Here is a 20,574-nt window from a genome sequence, read left to right on the forward strand (position 1 = left end):
TTCCTTCCACCCTTTCGATCACAAGCTACCGATCTTTTCCCCACTCTTCCCGCACCGATAACCACCCAGCATTTCCAAACACATACGGAAAGAACAGGACTGCAACGCCTCCATCAACAAACGCCCCATCGATGACCGTAGCCAATCCTTCGGCACGACAAATTGGACATCCTCTTCCCACGCAGGAACAAAGAGCAAACCGAATTCGCGCGCCACTGCCGGACATCCAATGCCGATATCCGCAGACCCCGCAGCGATGGCAGCGGCAATCTGCCGGTCATTCGCCGCCACTCGATTACATCCCCGCATATCTTCCGGTATGATCCCCCAATCGGCCAACTGTGCCTCCAACCATTGCCGGGAACGGGTGCCGCAGGGATGGATCAGCAATTGAGCTCCCCGCCTCAACCATTCGGCAATGGACTGATGGCCAGGATCAGATCGCATCATCCACCCGCGCACTCGGCTCCAACCATGGATGCGCACGCATGATGCGTCTTTCGTTTCCGCTTCCCCCGTGACGGAGATGTCGCCAGCCAACAACACGAGATGACAGCGACCTTCCCGCAACAAACGCCAACCTTCCTCCTGCCCCATCGGCAAAGGCAACAGGGTGCTACCAGGGATTTGAGACGCGATTTGCCCTGCCAGCACATCCAGCCCCACATCAGGCTCACCGGCTACCAACAGCCGGTTCTCCCATGATCCACGGGGACGGATCAGCTCCACGGTTACGCGCTCGCCGGCTTTCCACCCATGGTGGTCGGTCGGTACGCGAAGCCAACCGTCCGCACGAGACAACGAGGAAGCCACTCCCGCCCCTTTGGCCAAGGGATAAGCCACCATTTCACCACGAACCTCTCCGAGAGCGACACGCACAAAATCTTCCGCTCCCGTTTTGACAACCACGTCCGCTCCCAATCGGACACGGATTTCATTTGCTCCCCCGATGGGTATGCCGAACCATTTTTCGATCAACGGCCGGACGAACCATTGGAGACCCAGGTAGGAAGAGACGGGATAACCCGGTAGACCCACCACCGGTTTCCCTTCCACTATGCCGAGAATAACCGGTTTTCCTGGACGAGTCGCCACACCGTGCTGAACAACGCGGCCCAATTTCCGTATGACGGAAACGGTATAATCTTCCGAACCGGCAGAAGACCCGGCATTGAGAACAACCATGTCACATTTTTTTACAGACGACTGTACGGCCTGAATCAAGTGATCCGGCTCATCGGGCACGATGCCGCGATAATCCGGAATGGCTCCCCACTCACGCAGATAACCCGATATCACAGTGCCGTTACTTTCCACGATCTGCCCACGCTCAGGTGCCTGCCCGGGCATGACCAACTCATTGCCTGTCGGTATCACGGCGACGCGCGGGGGTTGCCATACCGAAACTTTCTCCACACCGGCGGCCAGCATCACGCCCAAATCAATCGGGCGAATCCGATGGCAAGGCGGAAGAATCGTTTCTCCCGCGCATACGTCTTCCCCTACTGTCCGTATATGCTTCCACGATGGAACGGGATTGAAAACCTCCACCTGCTTTTCATCCACGACCCCGATCTGTTCAACAGGGATGATCGTATCAGCGAAATCGGGCAACGGATCGCCCGTGTCAATCCATACCGCTTCCCGACCCAGGGACAATCGTACCGGGTTGTCCGGTGCGGCTTGCACCGTCATTTCCGCTCGAACGGCAACGCCGTCCATCGCAGCCAAGGGCCATTCCGGAACGGACCGACGGGCCACCACCGGCTTGGCTGTTACACGATCATGCGCCTGAAGGACGGGCACCGATTCGACGGAAGGGGAGAAGCGAACCTCCCGCAAAAAACGTTCCCGCGCCTCGTCCAACGGGGCCAGTTTCCACTCCGTTTGACGCAAGGGCGCTTCACCTCTTGATCAAAACTTAACATAACTATACCATTGCCCATCATCAGCGTCGAGCTCCGTTGTTTTCATAAAAAAAGGCCCGCTTTGGGGCCAGAGATGGTTAATCAGATGGTGCGACATTCCTTAATCCCGGTCACCGATCAAACGCAACAAATAAATAAACAGGTTAATAAAGTCGAGGTACAAAGTCAGCGCACCGATAATGGCCGCTTTGGTCACTTCCTCGTCACTGCCGGCCATAGGCATTTGCTTGATGCGCTGGATGTCGTACGCCGTCAAGCCGACGAAGATCAGGACACCCGCGTACAGAATGATGCTGTCCAGGATGCTGCTTTCCAAGAAAATATTGGCGATCGTCGCCAAGATCAATCCGATCAGTGCGAAAAACAGCAGGTTGCCCAAACTGGACAAATCCCGTTTGGTCAGGTAGCCATACAAGGCGAAAATCCCGAAAATGCCGGCTGTGACAAAAAAGGTGTAGACGACCGCCACACCGGTGTACGGGGCGATGATCAGCGAAAAATTGATACCGTTCAGCGCAGCATACAAAAAGAAGAAGAACGTGGCTGTGAAAGCGGAAATACGGTGCAAAAGCGAAGGCAACAAGATCAACAGGAGAATTTCCACCCCCAGGATGCCGTAGAAGGTCAGCGGATTCTGTTTAAAATATAAGTATACGTCAGGATTGGCCGCCAAAAGGAGACCAATGATTCCCGTCAACGACAATCCGGCGAACATCCAACCGAAGACCTTCATGACAAACCGCTGTTGAGCGACCGCCACATTCGTCCCGGTATTGTAGTGGTATGGATGCAATGGTGTCCCCTCCAATTTTTGGACTTACTACTTTCCAGTATATTCGATCAATCATTTATGATCAACCGGAATGATTCCAACTCCACATCCTCATTCCAGCTTTCAATATAAAATTATGATTGCAAGCATACAGTCTATTTATCCGGAGATCAGACGGAAGAACTGAATAAAATGACTTCATATAGAGTGGCTACGAAAACTGCTGCACTAAATAACCGTGCAATCATCGCGCTTCTAGAAATCGTGACCTACGAATTGATTTTCGTTTCCCCCCGGATATTCGATATACGAAGGTCACTTTCTTCAAGGGTCTTCTGCATTCGGTTGAAATACGTGATAATGCAAAATCGTTTTCGGGGTGAAAGTATTTCTTTACCCACTCTCGATATTGACAAGTAATCCTATCCCCATCGGTCAACAAAAGTGGGTCGATGGGGATAGTAACTTCAACTAAACGATCCCTTACCGAATCATTGCTTGGCCACTGTCCTGTTGTATCCGCACCATACCAAACCAATCTCAACCGGATTATCCCAAATCCTCATCGATGCGAATCAATGCCTCGCGTAAATGGTCAGCCAACTTGTTGATCATGTACGCACGCTTGTCCCACGGGAAATCCGGCGCAGCCTGCTGAACGTCCCGCATCTTGCGTTGGTCGTACTCCAAAAAGTTCAAAACGGCTTCACATGCCTCCAACAGATTTTCCCAGTCCTCCACGGAAATTTGGATGGTATTGTTTTCAGCGGATGACGCGTTTTCCATCTCCAACTCTCCTTTCGGTCTCCAATCCAAATCGGTACGTTCAACGCGGACCGTAAATCCTTCTCCACTTTTCAGCAATATATCCAGTGTTTCATCCAACACTTCCAGTCGTTTGACGAGGCGCTCTTCCTCGTCCATCTTCTCCAAATCCTCGACCAATAATTGAAAGAGCCAATAGGCGATCTCGTGCTCTTTGACCATCCTTTTCACCCTTATCCATCATGAGGGTTGCATTACCTGTACCTGACGGTTTCATTCTGGGAACTTCTCGTAGTAAGCTAGAGACAAAGCCACTGTATAGGCGTGCTGGGATTTGATCAACATGCCCGCATCAATACTTTTCTACAGGGAGGGAAGGCGTACGCCAGTACGATGAAAATATCCATCCTATTGTTCGCCGGGATCGCAGAGGAGATCGGCACCCGTCAGCTAGAAATGGAATTGCCTGATGATACGACTGTCGGTGACTTGTTGGCACATCTTGCAAATCAATATCCGAATGCCGCTTCATTGCTTCGCCAATCGTTTGTATCCATCAACCACGAGTACGCCGCTCCGGAACGGCCCATCCCTCCGGAGGCAGAAATTGCGATCATCCCGCCCGTCAGTGGCGGGGAAGAGGCGGATGATCATCTGATCATTACGGAAGAGCCTCTGTCTGCCGACTTACTGATACAAAAGGTCTCCAATCCACATGCCGGGGCGGTTTTGACCTTTGTGGGAACGGTACGCGAGTTTACGCGCGGTCGCCGAACCGTCCATTTGGAATACGAAGCGTACGCGCCGATGGCCATCAAGAAAATGAAGCAAATCACCGAAGAAATCAGTACACGATGGCCATCCGCCCGTGTCGCCATGGCGCATCGGGTAGGCCGTCTGGACATCGAAGAGATCAGCGTGATCATCGCCGTGGCCACCCCGCACCGAGACGAGGCTTTCGCCGCCGGACGCTATGCCATTGAACGGCTCAAGGCCATCGTGCCCATCTGGAAAAAAGAAAAATGGGAAGACGGGTCGGAATGGATTGGCCACCAACAAGGCCCTTGGAATCCGATGGCCTCGCCGGAAACGGATGCCGACCCGTCCTCAGGGAAGGAGCAATCGCGGTGATAGATCGTGTACGATATTCCAGACAAATCCTGTTCGCTCCCATTGGAGAAGAAGGCCAAAACAAACTCCAACAAGCACGTGTCGCCATTGTCGGCATGGGTGCACTCGGCTCCGCTCTGGCCAATCATATGGTTCGTGCAGGAGTCGGATTCGTCCGATTGATTGACCGCGATTTTGTCGAACCCAGCAACCTGCAACGCCAAATGCTATATGACGAATCAGATGCGAGAGAAGGCCTTCCCAAAGCGGTGGCGGCAGAACAGAAACTGCGCGCCATCAACTCGGGAGTCCGACTGGAAGCACACGTCACCGATTTGACATGGCAAAACGCCGAAACACTTCTGTCCGACATCGATCTGATATTGGACGGTACTGACAATTTCTCCGTTCGGTTTTTAATCAACGATGTCAGTGTCAAACATGGCATCCCGTGGATTTACGGCGGCGCGGTCAGCTCCCGGGGCATGGTGTTCACAATCCGGCCGGGAATCACGCCTTGTCTTCGCTGTCTGTTTCCGGATCCTCCCGCTCCGGGAACGACGGAAACATGCGATACGGCCGGTGTGATCGGTCCGATCATTCACATCGTGGCCGCCCATCAAGCAGCGGAAGCGCTCAAATTGTTGGTACGTGACGAACACGCACTGAACACACGGCTACGACATTTTGAATGCTGGTACAATCACGATACCGCTATGGATGTGAGCCAAAACCGGAAACCCGATTGTCCGACATGCGGCCAAGGTATTTGGGAGTTTCTGAACCCAACGGACAAAGAACCTCAAGCCGTTTCCCTATGCGGACGAGACACCGTCCAGATCTCTCCATCCACTCCCCAACAGATGGATCTGGAACAGTTGGCGAAACGGCTGGCACCAATCGGACGAGTAGAGCAAAATCGCTTTCTTTTGCGGGCCGATATTGATCCTTACCGATTGGTTGTTTTCCCGGACGGGCGCATTTTGGTCCAAGGAACGCAAGATCCGTCAACGGCGCGCTCGGTTGTGGCCAAATATATCGGGGCGTAACCGTGATTGAGGGAGCCGGAGAACAATCCGGCTCCCGTCTGCTTCATGCATATCAGTTTTATCTGCGTCATCCAGTTTTACCGAGTACGTCTTTTTCCGTTCTCATCGGCTAAAATCCAGTCCGGCCAACCGCTCCATCACTCGAATCAGTGCATGGGTTCCGTCATCATCCCCACCATAAGCCTGTACCGACCGTAGCAACTGTTGCACAACCGCCGTTCCCACCAACGGCAGGTTCATCTGTTCCGCCTCCTGAAGCACGATGCGCAAATCTTTTTGCTGGAAACGGACCGAAAAGCCGGGGTCCAGATCGCCCTTGACAATTCGAGGCGCCAAATTGGCCAAGGCCCAGGAACCTCCTGCTCCCTGCGTGGTCACCTCAATCATCTTTTCCAGATCGACACCCGCTTTTTTGGCGAATGCCAAGGCCTCCACCACGGCCAACAGATTGAGCCCGCACAAAATCTGGTTGCACGCTTTAACCGTTTGTCCAGCTCCATGGGGACCGCAATGCACAATGTTTTTTCCCATCGCTTCCAATACCGGGCGAACCGTTTCCAATACCTCGGCGTCTCCTCCGACCATGATGGACAGCGTGCCTTCCCGTGCACCGATATCTCCTCCGCTGACAGGGGCATCAAGCATGCGGACGCCTTGTTCCGCGGCACGAGCAGCCAACTCCCGGGTTGCCTCCGGTGCGATCGTACTCATGTCCACCCAGATCAACCCTTCACGGGCACCATTCAACAGCCCTTCTGGTCCTTCTGCCACTTCCCGCACATCCGGCGTGTCGCCAACACAGGTAATCACCACGTCACTCACTTCTGCCACGGCCCGGGGCGAATCAGCCGTTTCCGCCCCCCATTCCCTCGCTTCCGCCATTTTTCGTTCGGTCCGGTTCCATACGGTAACCGGAAAACCTGCGCGGTGAATGTTACGAACCATCGACCTGCCCATAATCCCCAACCCGATAAATCCGACGCGTAAAGATTGCATCCCAGTCTCCTCCTTATCGTAGGGCTTCTTCCAACCGCGCCCGAATACTGCGGTTCACCGTCTCCCACAACGACTGATCCGTCAGTATGCGTTCCTTGAATCCGCGAAACATTTCTTTTTGCTTTGTCTCAAACTGGGGATCCGCTTTGTCTGGCAACTGACTTCTCATCTCATCCACCAACCGTTGTACTTCCGGAGAGCGTGGGCCCCACACCGCCCGTTCCCGTCCTTCTCTGTCAATAAAAATATAGATAGGAATGGAGCGAGACTTGCCGTTGGTCAAATATTGATCCATCAACTCCAGATTCTCGTCACGGATCAGAAAGGAAAGCTCAAATCCGGCCACCTCCGCAATCCGCTTCAAAACCGCATTACACAACATGGCATCTCCGCACCAATCCGCCGTGAGCGCAATCACCCGCCATTGCCTAGGACGCAGCTGCTGGTAAAACAAACGATCTTCATCAGGCATGCGGTATTGTTCGTATATGTACAGCATGTTTTCTTTGTTCACTTGCATGCCACTCACATATTCATCCCAGGTCACGCCCTTTTCGAACCAGCCCCCCAAAAGCTTCATGCGCCTGCCCTCCTTTTCCCGTATTCTGCTTTCATTGTAACGGTTTCCCGATTAAACTGCTAGAAACGGTTGCAACCTCACAACTATCATCATAACGCTTTTATATAAAAACTACAAATAATATACAAAATTATACCCAATCGTTACAGATTACACCAAAAGATGAAAATCCATCGCTCCCACTTGTCACACATTGTCAATCGGATATTCCTTATCCATTTCGAGGGATTTTTTAATTTTGAAATTTTATTACAAGCTGTCGAGTGGTTCTTCATTCCTCTTTCTTTTTCCATGTACAGGTGGATTACAAACAAAAAACCCCCTGCTTTACAGGGGGGAAAGAGGAGCTTTCATTTCACAGGATAGACAAGTCACGGAAATCGGTAATCCATCTCCGGTCCGTTTCTTGACGACAATAGATGCTTGTCCTGAAAACTGACACCCTGTTACTCTACGATCACCGTTAACAGATGCGGTTTTCCCGTCCGGGTGTGCACGTGCACCTCAGTACCACGCGGTGTGTTCGCCACTTCATAGTTCGAAACATGCTTTCCATCCAACCATACCTGCCGGACACGCGCACCGGCGGGCAGTGTGTGCCCGATGGTCAATTCCCATCCCGCAGGAGCAGATACTCGGGTGGTATACATCTTGTCAGACTTGTTCGCCTCGACGTTAATATAGCCATTTCCGACACGCAATCGGCTGACGGATAACCCCGGCCACGAGTCAGGAACATCCGGCACCACCTCCAAGCGATGAAGAGGCATATCCGGCCGGACACCTGCAAAATGATGAATCACTGACCACTGCACACCGTAGGACGACCAAGCCTGCATGAACATGGCCCGCTCTCGGAAATCGACGAACGGATCGTATTCTGGGCTGGGGGCGATTTCCGTCAGTGCGCCTGGCATTTCCACATCCAATTCCGAAGCGATGAGGTCCATATATTTCAATGCCTTACCTTCTCCCAAACGACCGTAATTGGCTTCAGCCACGGCCATAACCGAGTTGGGCAGGCTCCAGACTTTCAGTTCACCTTTTCCGTCAGGACCTCCTCCCACTCCGGTGTGATACAAGCCGGTCGGACCCGTGAATTCCGAAGACTCCAACCGCGCCAACGCCGTCAGCGCATTGGGTACCGAGGCGATCCCCGTTTCCATCGGGGTGGCGTTGATCCAGTGTCGCTGTTGCAGTTGCTGGCCGGGTTGCTTGCACCTATTCACTCCTTCAGCCGCTGTTTCATCCCCTCGGTTACACAGCGAATCCGCATATAGTCCTTCACCAGGCATCCACCACGCCTGTTCAAAAGACGCTTGGAGACGTTCCGCCTGTTGCCGTACCCAGTTGGCCGTTGCCCGATCCCCCTTGCTCTCGGCCATGCGCTGAAGCGCTTGCAAAGCTTGGTGGGTGTATACGGCCACATCCAACTTCTCAGCCCCCATCCCCGACCGTTCCACCATGCCTAGCCCTTCCGGCCAACCGTCCCCATCTTGGTCCAGCTCCGACATCACCGTGTGCATGCCGTCTTTGACGAAATCGTACATTTCATCGCGAAATGCATCATTTCCTGTCCATCGCCACACCAAGTCTACCGCAGTGGCGAACTGAGCCGTCTCATTGGTGTTACCCTTGGATTCGTTGGTACCGTAATAGACAGAGCCATCCGTCGTGATTTCGTGCACGACTTTTCCGGTGGAGCCGTTCACGATACGGGATACGTCACGAATGGTCCGAAGGTGCTGGATCGCTGTGTCCCACTGACCGGACACCACCAAGGCATACGCCGTGTATGCGCCATCCGTGCCGAAGTACCACGGATAATCCGGAAATCCCGCACCGATGCCAGTCACCTGCGACAAAACACCCAGCGGTTGATCTGGGTCGGCTTTCCCCTCCTTCACGTCCCGGATCCGCATGTCGGTTACCGTTCTCCTCAAATCGGCCATGTTCCATTTGCCCCACTCAAATGCCTGTTGCAGTTTGGCGTCGGGCAGTCGCACCTGTGTCTGTCTTTGCAATCTTTTGCGGTCTTCCCGTTTCTTTTGAAGCAATGCCTGTGGATGAGCCAGCGCCTGCTGCAAAGCTTGTGCAGCTTCCTTCTGAGAATGGTGCGAACCGGCTACCGCCACCCAAAAGGTGACCTCTTTACCTACAGGCACGCGTAATGTCCAGGTTAGTCGCCCTCCAGTTCCGTTGCCGTTTTCTAGGTATTCCTGTCGTTTTTGTGCAGGGACAGAACCCCAAATGTCATCCCCTACAAGTCCCTGCACCGGTTGGGACATCCCTTGTACCAACGCGAACCACGGCTTGCCTGTCTCCTGGAAGATCAAACGCCCGTTGTCTGCATCGTAACGGGCTATGTCCTTCCCGTTGGCCTCTTTGGCACTGTTCGGCTCGCTCCATCCCCAGGGATAAGCACCCATCAGTTCACTTCGCACATCCATGGTGATCGGGACGGCAGCGTCCTCACGGGACACATTCCGCACCGTCAACCCCACCATCACCACGGGCAAACCGTCCGGCGCAAATTCCGTCCGTGTCACTTTAACGCCCCGGGCCACAGGATAGTCCATCCGCACAGATCCGGGCTCGGTAGTGTAACGCTCCGCCGACTGCAACCATTGTCCATCCACACCGAACCAATATCCGTCCAACAATTTGATCGGATGGGTCCAGACGCCTCCCATCTCCCCGCGGATATGCCAACCCATCGGCGGAAAGTTACCGTCTTCGGAACCGATCACATAGGACCGGTCCCCGGCCGCTACATATCGTTTCAGGGCCAGCTTCTCCGTCGTGGAACGAGTCATCTCATTGTGAGCGGGAGAAGCGACCGCCGCCACCGGGAACGCCAATGCCAGGATACATACCAACGACAACACCCGCTTCCATTTAAACCTGTCCATCACTACATCATCCACCCCCTCCAAGATAATTGAAAACGTTTTCAAAAAATGAGTGACGAAACTACCACTCTATTTAGATATTGGGGGAGCGCGAGGGGGCAGTAATCCCCCTCAATTCATTGAGGGGATACACGGACCCCCTCGCCTCTTTAAGATTGAAAATTCTTGATATAAGGTATACCATAATGGTATGAGAAAAAAATCTTGGAGGTCAACAGGAGCAGCAGTTTATAGCCTTAATTACCATTTCGTATGGTCTATCAAATATCGTAGAAGGGTTCTGCGAGCACCAGTGGATGAGACACTGAAAGAAGCAATAAAAGCATTATGTCAAGAACACGGATATGAGTTGATTGCTCTTGAAGTAATGGATGATCATGTACATGTTTTCTTGTCTGCTCCTCCTAAGGTAGCTCCTTCTATTATTGCAAAAGTACTGAAAGGATCTACCGCTCGAACCCTTTTTACAAAACATCCTGAACTTAAGAACATACTTCGTAACGACCATTTATGGAATCCCAGCTACTATGTTGGATCGGCTGGGCATGTATCAAGTGAAATCAACCAGCGATACATTGATGGACAAAAAACAAAACAGGAAGGAGGTGAATGAATAAATGCCTATCCTTACCATCAAAGCAAAGATTCATTCAGATCCTAAAACAGAAGCTGTGCTGAAAGATGCCATGCTTTGTGCTACCAAAGTATACAATGGTCTTTTATGGCATCTTCGAAAAGAGTATGAGGAGAAAGGGAAAGTAAAGGTTTCTCGAAAAAACCTCAATCTCATTTTGAAAGAGCTACCACGAACTAGAGGATATTACTCTATGTCAGTGCAACTTACACGAGATGAGGTGATCCAGGCATATAAGAGTTTTTTTGAGTTGAGGAAAAAGGGACTGACTAAGCATCACGCACCAGGCTTCCGTAGAAAAACTGCCCTCTCTCCCCTCAAATATGTTCAGAGTGGATTCAAAGTCCAAGGGAACAAAGTGACTCTCAGTTTGGGAACCAGTCGTCAGGATGGAGTAAAAAGTGTCTCTTTCCGAATCTCCCATCGTCCTCATGTTCAATATGAGCGCATCAGGCAACTGTCCATCATCTACGATAAGATTTCCGGGCAGCTGGAAGCCCGTCTGATGGTGGAAGTGAAGACTAGTAAAAATGAAGGATCGGGACGGGTGGCAATCGATCTGGGTGAGACCATCCTCATGGCATGTGTATTCGATGATGGAACTGTCTCTTTGTACTCCGGACGAAAGATCAAATCCATCCGGAGATACTGGCAAAAAGTCAGAGCAAACCTGAAACAAAGATCCCGCAGGTGGTTCCAAATCGCTCACAAGGAGCGTAAACAGGTAGATCATCTCTTACATATTGCAACAACTCATCTGATTTCCGAATGCCTCAAAAAAGGAGTAAAAGAGATTGCAATTGGGGATCTGAATGGGATTCGGGAGAACATTGACTATGGTGACTCCGTGAACCAACGTTTACATGGCTGGCCTTACCGCAAGATCATCAACATGATCAAATACAAAGGTGAACTGGCAGGAATGGAAGTACGAGACCATATCGATGAAAGGAATACTTCGAGAACTTGTCACTCTTGTGGCCAGATTCTTGTTTCTAATCGAAAGCATAGAGGTTTATACCTTTGCTCTTGCGGTTGGAATGCTCATGCGGATGTAAACGGGGCACTCAATATCTTCGAAAAAGCTTTCAAGGTATCTCCTATGAAGAGGAGTAGTGGCCGAGTGGCACGGCCCGTGACCATGTCCTACCATCTTGGTTGGCATGGTGTCACTGAACCGAATTACAGTGCTTCACTGTATGCATCCTAAGTGGATGCCCCCGAATTATTCGGGGGAGGATGTCACAATATTATGGGCGAACACAGTCATTGTCAAGCGAACGCCAATACGACGAAAACCGTTATTTACGGTTCTTATCGTAATGTGGTACAACCATAATAGCGACCTGTGCAAAACCCTTTGTGTGCGACAAAAGTCCGATTCCGGCAGCGAAGGCGGAATCGGACTTTCCCTTTGTCAGGTGATCGGGCCCCATCAGACTGACCGGCAATTTTATTCGCGGGGTATTCGGCAACCGGTTTCCTGCTGTGGAATTGCATCCAGTAAGCAAAGTCTCCCTGCTCCTGTTTAGATCCCGCTGTTCGGCTCGCTGTTGTAAGCGCTCTGTTGTATGAGTCGTTTTCTCACCACATGTTGGCGGGACTACTACTGGTTGTCGGCGGGATCATCATTGTCAATCTGTCCCCGCTTGCACTCGGAAAGGAGGAATGGGATGTCCGGCCAAATCGAATGCAACGGTGTTCCGTTTTATGTCCAATCGGTAGGGGAAGGTCCAGCCGTCGTATTATTGCACGGCATGCCACTGAATCATCGGATGTGGGATGAGCCGCGTCATCCGTTACGACTTGCGCGGAGTGGGCCGATCCGGAGATGCTGCGGGCTCGTTTACCCATCACGACGATTTGTATGCACTGTTGGAAAGGTTGGGGGTGGACCGCGCATCCATCGTCGGCATCTCAGTCGGTGGGAAAATCGCCATCGACTTTGCGCTGCAGTATCCACACCAAGTGCGGAACCTGGTACTGATCAATCCGGGTCTAAGCGGCTATCGTTGGTCAGACGCGTTTCTCGCCAACGAGAGGGAAATCCATCGGCTTCGTGAAAAAGGTCGGGTGGAACAAGCGTTGGAACAGTTTCTGAAAACTTGGGTGGAAGGTCCCTTCCGCAAGCGGTCGGAAGTGGTTCCCGCAGTTCGACGATACGTGCGACAAACCGTACTGGACTACTGGAAACGCGAAAGCAAAGGGATACCGCATTTTCCACCCACCATCGATCGCTTGGCCGAAATCAATGTACCCACGCTGGTGATCCGGGGAGATCAAGATTGGGAGGAAATCTAAACGCTTGCCCAACGGATTGCATCCGCCATTCCACAAGCGAGCTGATCACAATGGCGGGGACGGGACATCTCCCGCCTTTGGAACAACCGGATTTGTTTCACGGGCATCTGCTCCGGTTTTTGGAGCGGCATGCACAGAGTTGACTGAATCAGGGAAAGGTCCGGCAGAGAACTGGAAAACGGCTTTCCTATGGCTGTCTCCGAGACGGACCACGAAGGTCTGTGATCCACCAGCCTTCGGGGACCGTTTTTTTGTTTCGATGATTGTTATAGTACACCATCACATTCATTCTTCTGTTGTAATATACTAAACCAAACATTCTTCTCGAGGAGTGGCCTTATGAAACCCGAATCGCCTCCCCAACCAGTCTGCCCGACCTGCGGATCGCCCATTTCATCCGAACCAGAGGCATTGGATGAATGCTGTACCCAAGAGTGGATCAGACAGCAAATCGCCGAACATTACGCTAGACCCGGTTAACCGGAGCCAGATTGATGACAAAGTCCGAGGGCCGCTTTCCCGTCTCCACTCTGTAGCAACAGCGAAAATCGCTCGATGGGATTTCGGCCCCGCTCACGAAATCGCGTGCGATTCAATCACTTTGCAGCAATCTCACCTGGTTAACTGAGACAACATCTTCACATTTCAACTGAATCAACATGAATCCCTGATCTCGTCAGTCCCGATCGCTGTTCACGCGGACCGGGGCTTTTTCATACCCTGTATGAAGAGAAACGTTGATACCGGGAGGGATCACCATGCCCAAATGGTTGCGCAACCAGCTGATGCGCGCGTTCTACGGCAAAGACCGTAAGCAGATCCGGTTTCTCAACGCGTGTTGGTTCACGTATCGCGAAAAGGAACAGGATGCTTTACCACCCCGTCGCCATTGATGTATCGATACTGAACAGGCGTCGTGCATTCTCCGTCGTTTGCTGGCACACTTGCCGAAACGTCACACCCTTCACTCTGGCCACTTCCTCCGCCACTTCCTTTACCCTCGCCGGTTCCGCTCTTTTTCCCTCATATTCCCACGGCGCATCCGTTTCCAACAACAACTGGGACAAAGGTACTTGGCGGGCCAACTCACGGTCCCGTTCCCTGTGAAGCACATCCGGTGTCACCGAGATGAGATAACCATCATCCACGATGTGTCGCAATACATCAGCTGGCGCTTTGAGCCAGTGAAACACCGCCTGTTTTACCCCATGTCGGCGCAACAGCTGTCGGACCGGTTCCGCCGTTTCGTGGACGGCATGCAGTACCACCGGCAAATCAAGCTCTGCCGCCAACAAAAGAAAACGGGACAAACGGGCAACCGCGTCGGGAGAGGGCGGTTGCTTTCGCCGCATTTCCGGCAGTGTGTAATAGGGCAATCCCACTTCCCCAATGGCACCGATCTCCTCCCGATGCCGCCGGATCAGCTCGATCACTGTTTCCACTTCCGCATCATCCGTCTTCCGCTCCGGATGGACGCCGAAAGCAACAGTGAACCAGTCCGGTAACCTTCGTTTCCACTCCAACAAACGGAGGCATGAGTCCGCCCCCGACGCCACGGCCACCACATGGTTCACACCTGCTTGCCGAGCCCGCTCGATGATTTCCGGCACTTCTTCCTCGGGGAATTGATCGAAATGAACATGGGTGTCAACCAGTGACATTCCCTTCTCCAATTGTCCTCCCTCCTCTACATAATAAAAAACGGGGGACAAGCCCCCGCTGTTTGACAAAAGTCTAAAAAACCCCTGAGCCTGTCAGGGGTTTTTCCTAATTCTGATTTACATATGGTCCATATCGAAGGAATTCTGCCACACCCTGGCAGACGGCTTGTAAACCATCGATGCGGCTCCTTCTCCCAAGAAGCGTCCGAATTTATCCCCGGCAAGTCCTCCCAGAATCGATCCCACAACGGTACCAATTCCGGGCACAACCATGGTACCCAACAGCGCCCCATACTCGATCCCAGCCGCCAATCCTGCAGCTCCGGTGATATTGCCTACAGTATGCACCTTGTAATCCGCTTTACGGATTTCTCCGTGCCTATACGCCTGCGTATCTTTCCACTGTGACAATCCGCCAGCGATAACCCCCGCCCAGACCGAACTGTTTCGTAACATGTTCATGTGTGACCACCTCCTGTCCGTTTGTTAGGATCCGGACCCATCCGGTTTCTGACTGCTTTCCATTTGATGGCGAAGAGCCTCCAACTCTTGCTGTTGTTTTTCCAGCTGCTTCATCAACGATTGCAGGAGCTCTTCAAACCCATCCAAACGTAATTCCCCGCCAACAGGGGATTGCTTGCCAACCTCTTCCCGCGTTGGATCAGGAACGTCTTCCAATTCCATGGGATCCCGCTTCATCCATGATTTCACTTGTTGTTGCATCCCGATCGCGGTTTCTTTGACCTGTTCAGCCATATTCATCGCTGTGGCCGTCCCCTTTATCGCCATCCGCCGGGCGGTTTTTCTTGCTCCAGGCGAAAAAGCAAGGATAAGAGCTACTGCTGCAGCCCAACCCACGGGCGACTTAACATTCATCCATTTTCTAAGGTCCACGCCATCCACCTCCTTATCTAATTCAAAGGTTGCCCAAAACAACCGGTGCATACTCCGGTATATGGACAGCTGGTTTGGTTAACACTACAACCTGTTAAACCGAAAATTGGTGGGAATCAAGGTGAAAAACGAACCTATTCGCTGCATTCACGCGTTGCCCGGACGGATTCGTGTCCTGGTATCGTCATGTAAAGGAAATCAAAAAAAAGCTTCTGAATTAGCTGCGTTTTTGACGGGGCAAATCGGAATCCAAAAGGTAAACCCTTGTTTTGTCACTGGGAGTATGCTGATCTTTTATGATCCGACCCAGTTGACAAAAGACAGGGTAATGGAATTGATTCTGTCTGCACTGCAGCGCAATTCCGCCGATATGTCGGTATCAGTGTCCGAGAAACGGCCGGTAGTCGACTCTTCGCAAGTTTGTCACCGGGCAAAGGTGGAAGTCGCAGCTTCCGCGACACCCTTGCTTGATGATCAATCGACTGTCGGAATCGATACTGTCCAGTCTCATCGGACGACTCCACTCCCCTTAACCGTTTCTCTGCTCGGTTTAGGAGCCATCGGCGCAAAACAGGCGTATATGGGGAAATCCGCCTTAGCGAGAGGGATGGTTCCTTTTTACCTGTCCAGCTTGATCTCCGTGGCTACGGGCTACCCTTTTTTGAAACGGGGCTTGCAAAAATTACGCGTACGGAAAAAATGGAACACCGATCTTATCCTTGGAACAGCCGCCTTTGCGCTGGCGCTTGTTCGCGAAAACTTGGTTGTATTGGCTGGTCTTAGCATCATTCAATACATCAACTGGAAATATCACCAGAACCGAAAAGAAGACCCCAACACCTTTGACTATGTCTCATCCGATATCCAAGATTACAGTCGACGGGCGGAAAAGTGGGGGGGATTGTTGGCAGGAGCTACCTGGGCGGTAACGAAGGACCCGCTTCGGGGGTTGGCTGTCTTGTTGGGTGCCAATCCACGAACCGCTACCATTTCTGTGGAGCCGGCTTGGAAAAGTGCAGAACTCCGCTGCCAGGAGAAAAGATTGCCCATCCCTGAAAACGGTTCGCTCCCTCAACTGGCCCGGACCAAAACGTTTTTGTTTGAAAATGATTCACTTTTGTTCACCCCGGACAGCCAGGAACTGTTTTGCATGGCGGACAGAGAAGACGAAGCACGACTGTGGTGTTGGACCGCCACTCTGTTACAAAAAACAAAACATCCCTGGAAAGAGGAAATCCTTCAAAAGGCGGGGGAAACAGGCCGGACCATCCGAACCGCTTTCCATGTTCAGGAAGCGGATGAGGGTGTATATGGACGAATCCAAAACCATGACGTCTTTTTTGGTACGCTCCGATACTTGCAAAAGGTTGGATTGGACGGCGGCTCCTACCTTCTCCCGGCTAAGCGGCTGATCCGGAAAGGATATCAAGTATGGTTCACCGTCGTTCGAACCGGTGATGTCAGCCAAGTACAAGGGATCCTGTACCGTTCCACAGGTGGATTGACCCCGATCTTTGAGCAATTTCAACGGTATCGCCAACCGGATTGGACCGTTGCCGTGTTGGAAACCTCTGACGCCAAAGCGGATGTATTGCGCCGATATCGGATCGACTCAAGTTGGTCCTCCCTCGGTCCCGATGAAATCAAAGAACGGATTGGATGCCTCCGTCAGCGCGGAGAAGAAGTGATTTGGGTGTCTTCTTCCCGTACCGCTTCCATAAAGGAGACGATGTTAGGACAGAAAATTCCACGTACCACAGGCAATCTCCTGAATTCGATGATGGAGGCCCGTCTTATCGCGGAACGGACCGATCAATTGATCCATCAGCATGTTCGGGTATCTAAATTTTGGAATGCCTTAGGACCGTTGTTGGCTCTCCCGTTTCGGGTTAGTGCATTTACCATCAATTTGATAGCCGATGCTCTCTCTCTCATCTTCCTATCCAGGGTAAAAATGAATGAAAAGAGATTGAGAGCTACCGTTTTGAAAAACAATGAACAGGCCTTGCTGGAGGTTTCCGCCACTTCTGAAGGTTTGCTTTCCGAACCCGATCTCCGCTGGCATGAGAAAACAGCGTCCGACGTACTGAGATATTTTCATGTGGAACAAAGCCAGGGGTTGGACCCCTTCAGAGTGCAGGAGCTGAAAAAGCAATACGGGGAAAATCGACTGCAAGCCCGTGAGAGAAAGTCATGGTGGGTATCTTTCTTCGAGCAATTTAAAGAGTTTAGTACCCTGTTGCTGGTGGGAACCACCGCACTGTCCTTTTTAACTGGAGACGTTTTTCATGGTCTTGCCATGGGAGCGGTATTGTTGGCCAATGCCGCTGTAGGGGCCATGCAGGAGCGAAAAGCAGAAAAAGTGGTAGAAGCGTTGAACCAGTACCAGCCACCGGTGACCTGTGTCATCCGTAAGGGACAAACGGTGGAGACATCGGGAACAGATTTGGTTCCGGGGGATGTAGTCTGCCTGAAAGCGGGAGATCGTGTTCCTGCTGATCTGCGTCTTCTTCTTTCCTGGAATCTGGAGGTCAATGAATCGGTGTTGACGGGAGAATCTGTAGCCGTCAGAAAAAGTCCCGAACCCGTTTCGGCCGATTCCCCTCTATCCGATCGAAACAACATGCTCTATATGGGAACGGATGTCATCCGGGGCAAAGGGATCGGCATTGTGGTCAACACCGGATCTCAAACGGAAATGGGGCGTGTCCTGTCGGGAAATAATTTCGAGAAGCAAACAACACCCCTTCAAGAACGGATTACTTCCATGAGCAAAACCTTTGTAAAAGGAGCGGTGATCGTTGCCGCAGCAGTGTGCGTGACTGGCCTGATGCGGGGTATTCCCTTGCCCGAAATGATCAGCACGTCCATTGCTTTGGCGGCTTCCGCTATTCCCGAAGGACTTCCCGTAACGGTCACGATCGCTTTGAGTGCCGGCATTTATCGGATGGCCCGGAAAAACGCTCCGATCCGGCGCTTGTCCACTTTGGAAACCCTGGGGCGAGTCACGGTGATCTGCTCTGACAAGACCGGCACGCTCACGCAAAATGAAATGACTGTGAAAAAGATCGCTACCTTGAACGAAGATTGGCGTGTGGAAGGAAACGGTTATGCTCCAAAAGGAAACATCATCGCGGAAGAATCGGGAAAAACGTTTCAAAGAAACCATCCCGAAATGAGTCGAATGATGCAAATCAGCCTGCTGTGCAACAACAGCGAAATTTTTGAGGAAGAGGGGCGTTGGAAGGTCAAAGGTGACCCCACGGAGGGAGCCTTATTAGCCCTAGCTCAAAAAGCACAGATGCAGGAGAATCTTTCCGAATGGACGCGTATCCACGAAATTCCCTTTGATTCCGCCAACGGCAGAATGACCGTGGCATGCAAAAAAAGTGAGGAAACGTGTTATCTGTTTTCCAAGGGGAGCTTGGAATCCATATTACCGCTGTGCGATCGTATTCAATCCGGAGGACAAATCCTCCCGCTGACAGAAAAAGAAAAAGCGGCCATCCTCCGCAAGAATGAGGCAATGGCGAGTCAAGCCCTTCGTGTTTTGGCTTTTGCCTACCGCGATGTGGAGCATCTGGAGAATGAGGGGAATTGTCCGGAAGAAAACAACCTCATTTTCCTCGGCATCATGGGAATGATGGATCCACCGAAACCCGATGTGGCGGAAAGTATCGATCAAGCAAGGAAACTGGGGGTCAAAACAGTGATGATCACCGGTGACCATCCCATGACGGCCATTTCCATCGCCAAACAAATCGGGATCTACAGCGATGAAACCAGTGTGATCACAGGACGGGAATTGGATCAAATCGACGACGAGGAACTGGAGCGCAGGATTCCATCGATATCCATCTTTGCACGGGTAACACCTGAACACAAACTTCGGATCGTCACCGCCTATCAAAAACGGGGCGAAGTTGTGGCCATGACCGGAGACGGTGTCAATGATACCCCTGCAATCAAACAGGCTAATGTAGGGATCGCCATGGGGTTGACGGGAACCGAAGTAACCAAGGAAGCGGCGGACATGGTATTGAAAACCGACCATTTCGCTTCGATCGTCGAAGGGGTGAAAGAGGGACGAACCATCATCAGCAATATCCGAAAAGCGGTGGGATGCTTGCTGACCGGCAATTTGGCGGAGATCATCATCACAGGCGCAGCTGTTATCGCTGGTTTACCGATGCCGCTGATCCCCATCCAAATCCTACTGATGAATTTGATGACGGATGCGTTGCCCGCGATGATTCTGGCGGTTAACCCGGGGAACAAAACCAAACAAACCCGTCGCACCGACATTGTGGACCGCTCACTGTACACGAAAGTGGTTACCCGTGGAGCATTATTAAGCACCGGAGCACTCGGTCTGTTCCTGATGCAACTGCGTCGCGGCAGTTCGTTGCTTGTCGCTCAAACGACCGTTTTTGCCACCTTGGTGTTGGGTGAGCTGATCCAGACTTTATCATGGCGACAGGAAGGTTCCGAAGAACGTCTCTCAGAGTGGACCAAAGACCGTTTTCTTACGGGTGCGCTGAGTGCATCCCTTCTCACTTTGCTCGGGTCCATTTATATTCCACCCGTGGCTCGTTTTCTGCACACTGCGCCTCTCGGCTTGAGGGATTGGGTGCCCATCGTTTTAGTGGCAGGTCTAGTGTCGAAAGTCTCGGAACCGCTGATTGCGATGTTATCTGCCAATAACCAGCCAATGGCCAACCGGACAACACCCAGACTGGGGGGGACAATCGTATGATTTGGAAATCAATGGATAAATGGATTGTCGGAACGGCTTTGATCCTGGCCGTTCCGGCGATTCTCCCTATTGCGAAGCAGGTATGTCAGCCAATGCGGCAACGGGGAAACTATGTATGGAGCAGGATGAAGGAAGAGATGGAAGATTTTATAGCGGAAGCTCAGTTTGAGCGCATGAAAAAACGGTTCGACCGGGAACTGGATATGCTTCCGTGAT

The 20,574-nt window shown here is 51.9% G+C and carries 17 protein-coding genes; 8 read left to right on the top strand and 9 right to left on the bottom strand.

The window, feature by feature from the left end:
* Positions 1-18: 18 nt before the first annotated feature.
* The 3 genes from NWF35_RS11920 to NWF35_RS11930 all read right to left on the bottom strand — a co-directional run bounded on the left by NWF35_RS11920 (position 19) and on the right by NWF35_RS11930 (position 3,687).
* On the bottom strand, positions 19-1,896 hold the full coding sequence (locus tag NWF35_RS11920; RefSeq protein ID WP_301239335.1) for a molybdopterin biosynthesis protein: 1,878 nt from the start codon (positions 1,894-1,896) through the stop codon (positions 19-21).
* Between the two features lie 132 nt (positions 1,897-2,028).
* The gene (locus NWF35_RS11925; protein ID WP_301239337.1) at positions 2,029-2,721 is read right to left on the bottom strand and encodes a Bax inhibitor-1/YccA family protein; all 693 of its coding nucleotides are present in this window, start codon (positions 2,719-2,721) and stop codon (positions 2,029-2,031) included.
* Positions 2,722-3,249: 528 nt separating this feature from the next.
* Positions 3,250-3,687 (bottom strand): hypothetical protein, encoded by a 438-nt coding sequence (locus tag NWF35_RS11930; RefSeq protein ID WP_301239338.1) that lies wholly within the window; start codon positions 3,685-3,687, stop codon positions 3,250-3,252.
* 171 nt (positions 3,688-3,858) lie between these two features.
* On the opposite strand from NWF35_RS11930, the gene moaD reads away from it, so the two are divergent.
* Together moaD and NWF35_RS11940 are read left to right on the top strand one after the other, a co-directional pair.
* Positions 3,859-4,596: a molybdopterin converting factor subunit 1 gene (moaD, locus tag NWF35_RS11935; RefSeq protein WP_301239340.1), complete on the top strand. Its 738-nt coding sequence runs from the start codon at positions 3,859-3,861 to the stop codon at positions 4,594-4,596.
* On the top strand, positions 4,596-5,624 hold the full coding sequence (locus NWF35_RS11940; protein WP_301239381.1) for a ThiF family adenylyltransferase: 1,029 nt from the start codon (positions 4,596-4,598) through the stop codon (positions 5,622-5,624). Before moaD ends, NWF35_RS11940 begins: the two co-directional genes overlap by 1 nt.
* Positions 5,625-5,726: 102 nt before the next feature.
* On the opposite strand, the gene NWF35_RS11945 is transcribed toward NWF35_RS11940, so the two are convergent.
* From NWF35_RS11945 to NWF35_RS11955, 3 genes are all read right to left on the bottom strand, one after another.
* A complete protein-coding gene (locus tag NWF35_RS11945; protein ID WP_301239342.1) occupies positions 5,727-6,620 on the bottom strand; it encodes an NAD(P)-dependent oxidoreductase in 894 nt (297 codons plus the stop codon).
* Between the two features lie 13 nt (positions 6,621-6,633).
* The gene (locus tag NWF35_RS11950) at positions 6,634-7,200 is read right to left on the bottom strand and encodes a thioredoxin family protein (RefSeq protein ID WP_301239343.1); all 567 of its coding nucleotides are present in this window, start codon (positions 7,198-7,200) and stop codon (positions 6,634-6,636) included.
* A gap of 446 nt (positions 7,201-7,646) precedes the next feature.
* Entirely contained in the window at positions 7,647-10,112 is a 2,466-nt protein-coding gene (locus NWF35_RS11955) for a glucosidase family protein (protein ID WP_301239344.1), read from the bottom strand.
* Positions 10,113-10,302: 190 nt separating this feature from the next.
* Here NWF35_RS11955 and tnpA point away from each other — a divergent pair, with 190 nt between their 5' ends.
* The 4 genes from tnpA (at position 10,303) to cmpA (ending at position 13,940) form a co-directional block, all read left to right on the top strand.
* Positions 10,303-10,725 (top strand): IS200/IS605 family transposase, encoded by a 423-nt coding sequence (gene tnpA, locus NWF35_RS11960; RefSeq protein ID WP_301239346.1) that lies wholly within the window; start codon positions 10,303-10,305, stop codon positions 10,723-10,725.
* 4 nt (positions 10,726-10,729) lie between these two features.
* Positions 10,730-11,956: an RNA-guided endonuclease InsQ/TnpB family protein gene (locus NWF35_RS11965; protein WP_301239348.1), complete on the top strand. Its 1,227-nt coding sequence runs from the start codon at positions 10,730-10,732 to the stop codon at positions 11,954-11,956.
* A 572-nt stretch (positions 11,957-12,528) separates the two neighbouring features.
* Positions 12,529-13,047, top strand: a complete 519-nt coding sequence (locus tag NWF35_RS11970) for an alpha/beta fold hydrolase (protein WP_301239349.1) — start codon at positions 12,529-12,531, stop codon at positions 13,045-13,047.
* 758 nt (positions 13,048-13,805) lie between these two features.
* A complete protein-coding gene (gene cmpA, locus NWF35_RS11975) occupies positions 13,806-13,940 on the top strand; it encodes a cortex morphogenetic protein CmpA (RefSeq protein ID WP_301239351.1) in 135 nt (44 codons plus the stop codon).
* Here cmpA and NWF35_RS11980 read toward each other — a convergent pair.
* From NWF35_RS11980 to NWF35_RS11990, 3 genes are all read right to left on the bottom strand, one after another.
* On the bottom strand, positions 13,920-14,720 hold the full coding sequence (locus NWF35_RS11980) for a TatD family hydrolase (RefSeq protein ID WP_301239353.1): 801 nt from the start codon (positions 14,718-14,720) through the stop codon (positions 13,920-13,922). The genes cmpA and NWF35_RS11980 overlap by 21 nt on opposite strands.
* Positions 14,721-14,825: 105 nt before the next feature.
* Positions 14,826-15,170 (bottom strand): glycine zipper domain-containing protein, encoded by a 345-nt coding sequence (locus NWF35_RS11985; protein WP_301239355.1) that lies wholly within the window; start codon positions 15,168-15,170, stop codon positions 14,826-14,828.
* Between the two features lie 24 nt (positions 15,171-15,194).
* On the bottom strand, positions 15,195-15,602 hold the full coding sequence (locus tag NWF35_RS11990) for a hypothetical protein (protein WP_301239357.1): 408 nt from the start codon (positions 15,600-15,602) through the stop codon (positions 15,195-15,197).
* Between the two features lie 121 nt (positions 15,603-15,723).
* Here NWF35_RS11990 and NWF35_RS11995 point away from each other — a divergent pair, with 121 nt between their 5' ends.
* Together NWF35_RS11995 and NWF35_RS12000 are read left to right on the top strand one after the other, a co-directional pair.
* The gene (locus NWF35_RS11995; RefSeq protein WP_301239359.1) at positions 15,724-20,358 is read left to right on the top strand and encodes a cation-translocating P-type ATPase; all 4,635 of its coding nucleotides are present in this window, start codon (positions 15,724-15,726) and stop codon (positions 20,356-20,358) included.
* The gene (locus tag NWF35_RS12000) at positions 20,355-20,573 is read left to right on the top strand and encodes a DUF5132 domain-containing protein (RefSeq protein ID WP_301239361.1); all 219 of its coding nucleotides are present in this window, start codon (positions 20,355-20,357) and stop codon (positions 20,571-20,573) included. Before NWF35_RS11995 ends, NWF35_RS12000 begins: the two co-directional genes overlap by 4 nt.
* Position 20,574 lies beyond the last annotated feature (1 nt).

It is taken from the genome of Polycladomyces subterraneus (genome assembly GCF_030433435.1).
GTDB classification, from domain to species: domain Bacteria; phylum Bacillota; class Bacilli; order Thermoactinomycetales; family JIR-001; genus Polycladomyces; species Polycladomyces subterraneus.

Coding starts and splice junctions, on each gene's coding strand:
- NWF35_RS11970 (WP_301239349.1), top strand. CDS start 12,529: ATGAGCCGCGTCATCCGTTACGACTTGCGCGGAGTGGGCCGATCCGGA.
- NWF35_RS11965 (WP_301239348.1), top strand. CDS start 10,730: ATGCCTATCCTTACCATCAAAGCAAAGATTCATTCAGATCCTAAAACA.
- NWF35_RS11955 (WP_301239344.1), bottom strand. CDS start 10,112: ATGGACAGGTTTAAATGGAAGCGGGTGTTGTCGTTGGTATGTATCCTG.
- NWF35_RS11950 (WP_301239343.1), bottom strand. CDS start 7,200: ATGAAGCTTTTGGGGGGCTGGTTCGAAAAGGGCGTGACCTGGGATGAA.
- NWF35_RS11930 (WP_301239338.1), bottom strand. CDS start 3,687: ATGGTCAAAGAGCACGAGATCGCCTATTGGCTCTTTCAATTATTGGTC.
- NWF35_RS11985 (WP_301239355.1), bottom strand. CDS start 15,170: ATGAACATGTTACGAAACAGTTCGGTCTGGGCGGGGGTTATCGCTGGC.
- moaD (WP_301239340.1), top strand. CDS start 3,859: ATGAAAATATCCATCCTATTGTTCGCCGGGATCGCAGAGGAGATCGGC.
- NWF35_RS12000 (WP_301239361.1), top strand. CDS start 20,355: ATGATTTGGAAATCAATGGATAAATGGATTGTCGGAACGGCTTTGATC.
- tnpA (WP_301239346.1), top strand. CDS start 10,303: ATGAGAAAAAAATCTTGGAGGTCAACAGGAGCAGCAGTTTATAGCCTT.
- cmpA (WP_301239351.1), top strand. CDS start 13,806: ATGCCCAAATGGTTGCGCAACCAGCTGATGCGCGCGTTCTACGGCAAA.
- NWF35_RS11945 (WP_301239342.1), bottom strand. CDS start 6,620: ATGCAATCTTTACGCGTCGGATTTATCGGGTTGGGGATTATGGGCAGG.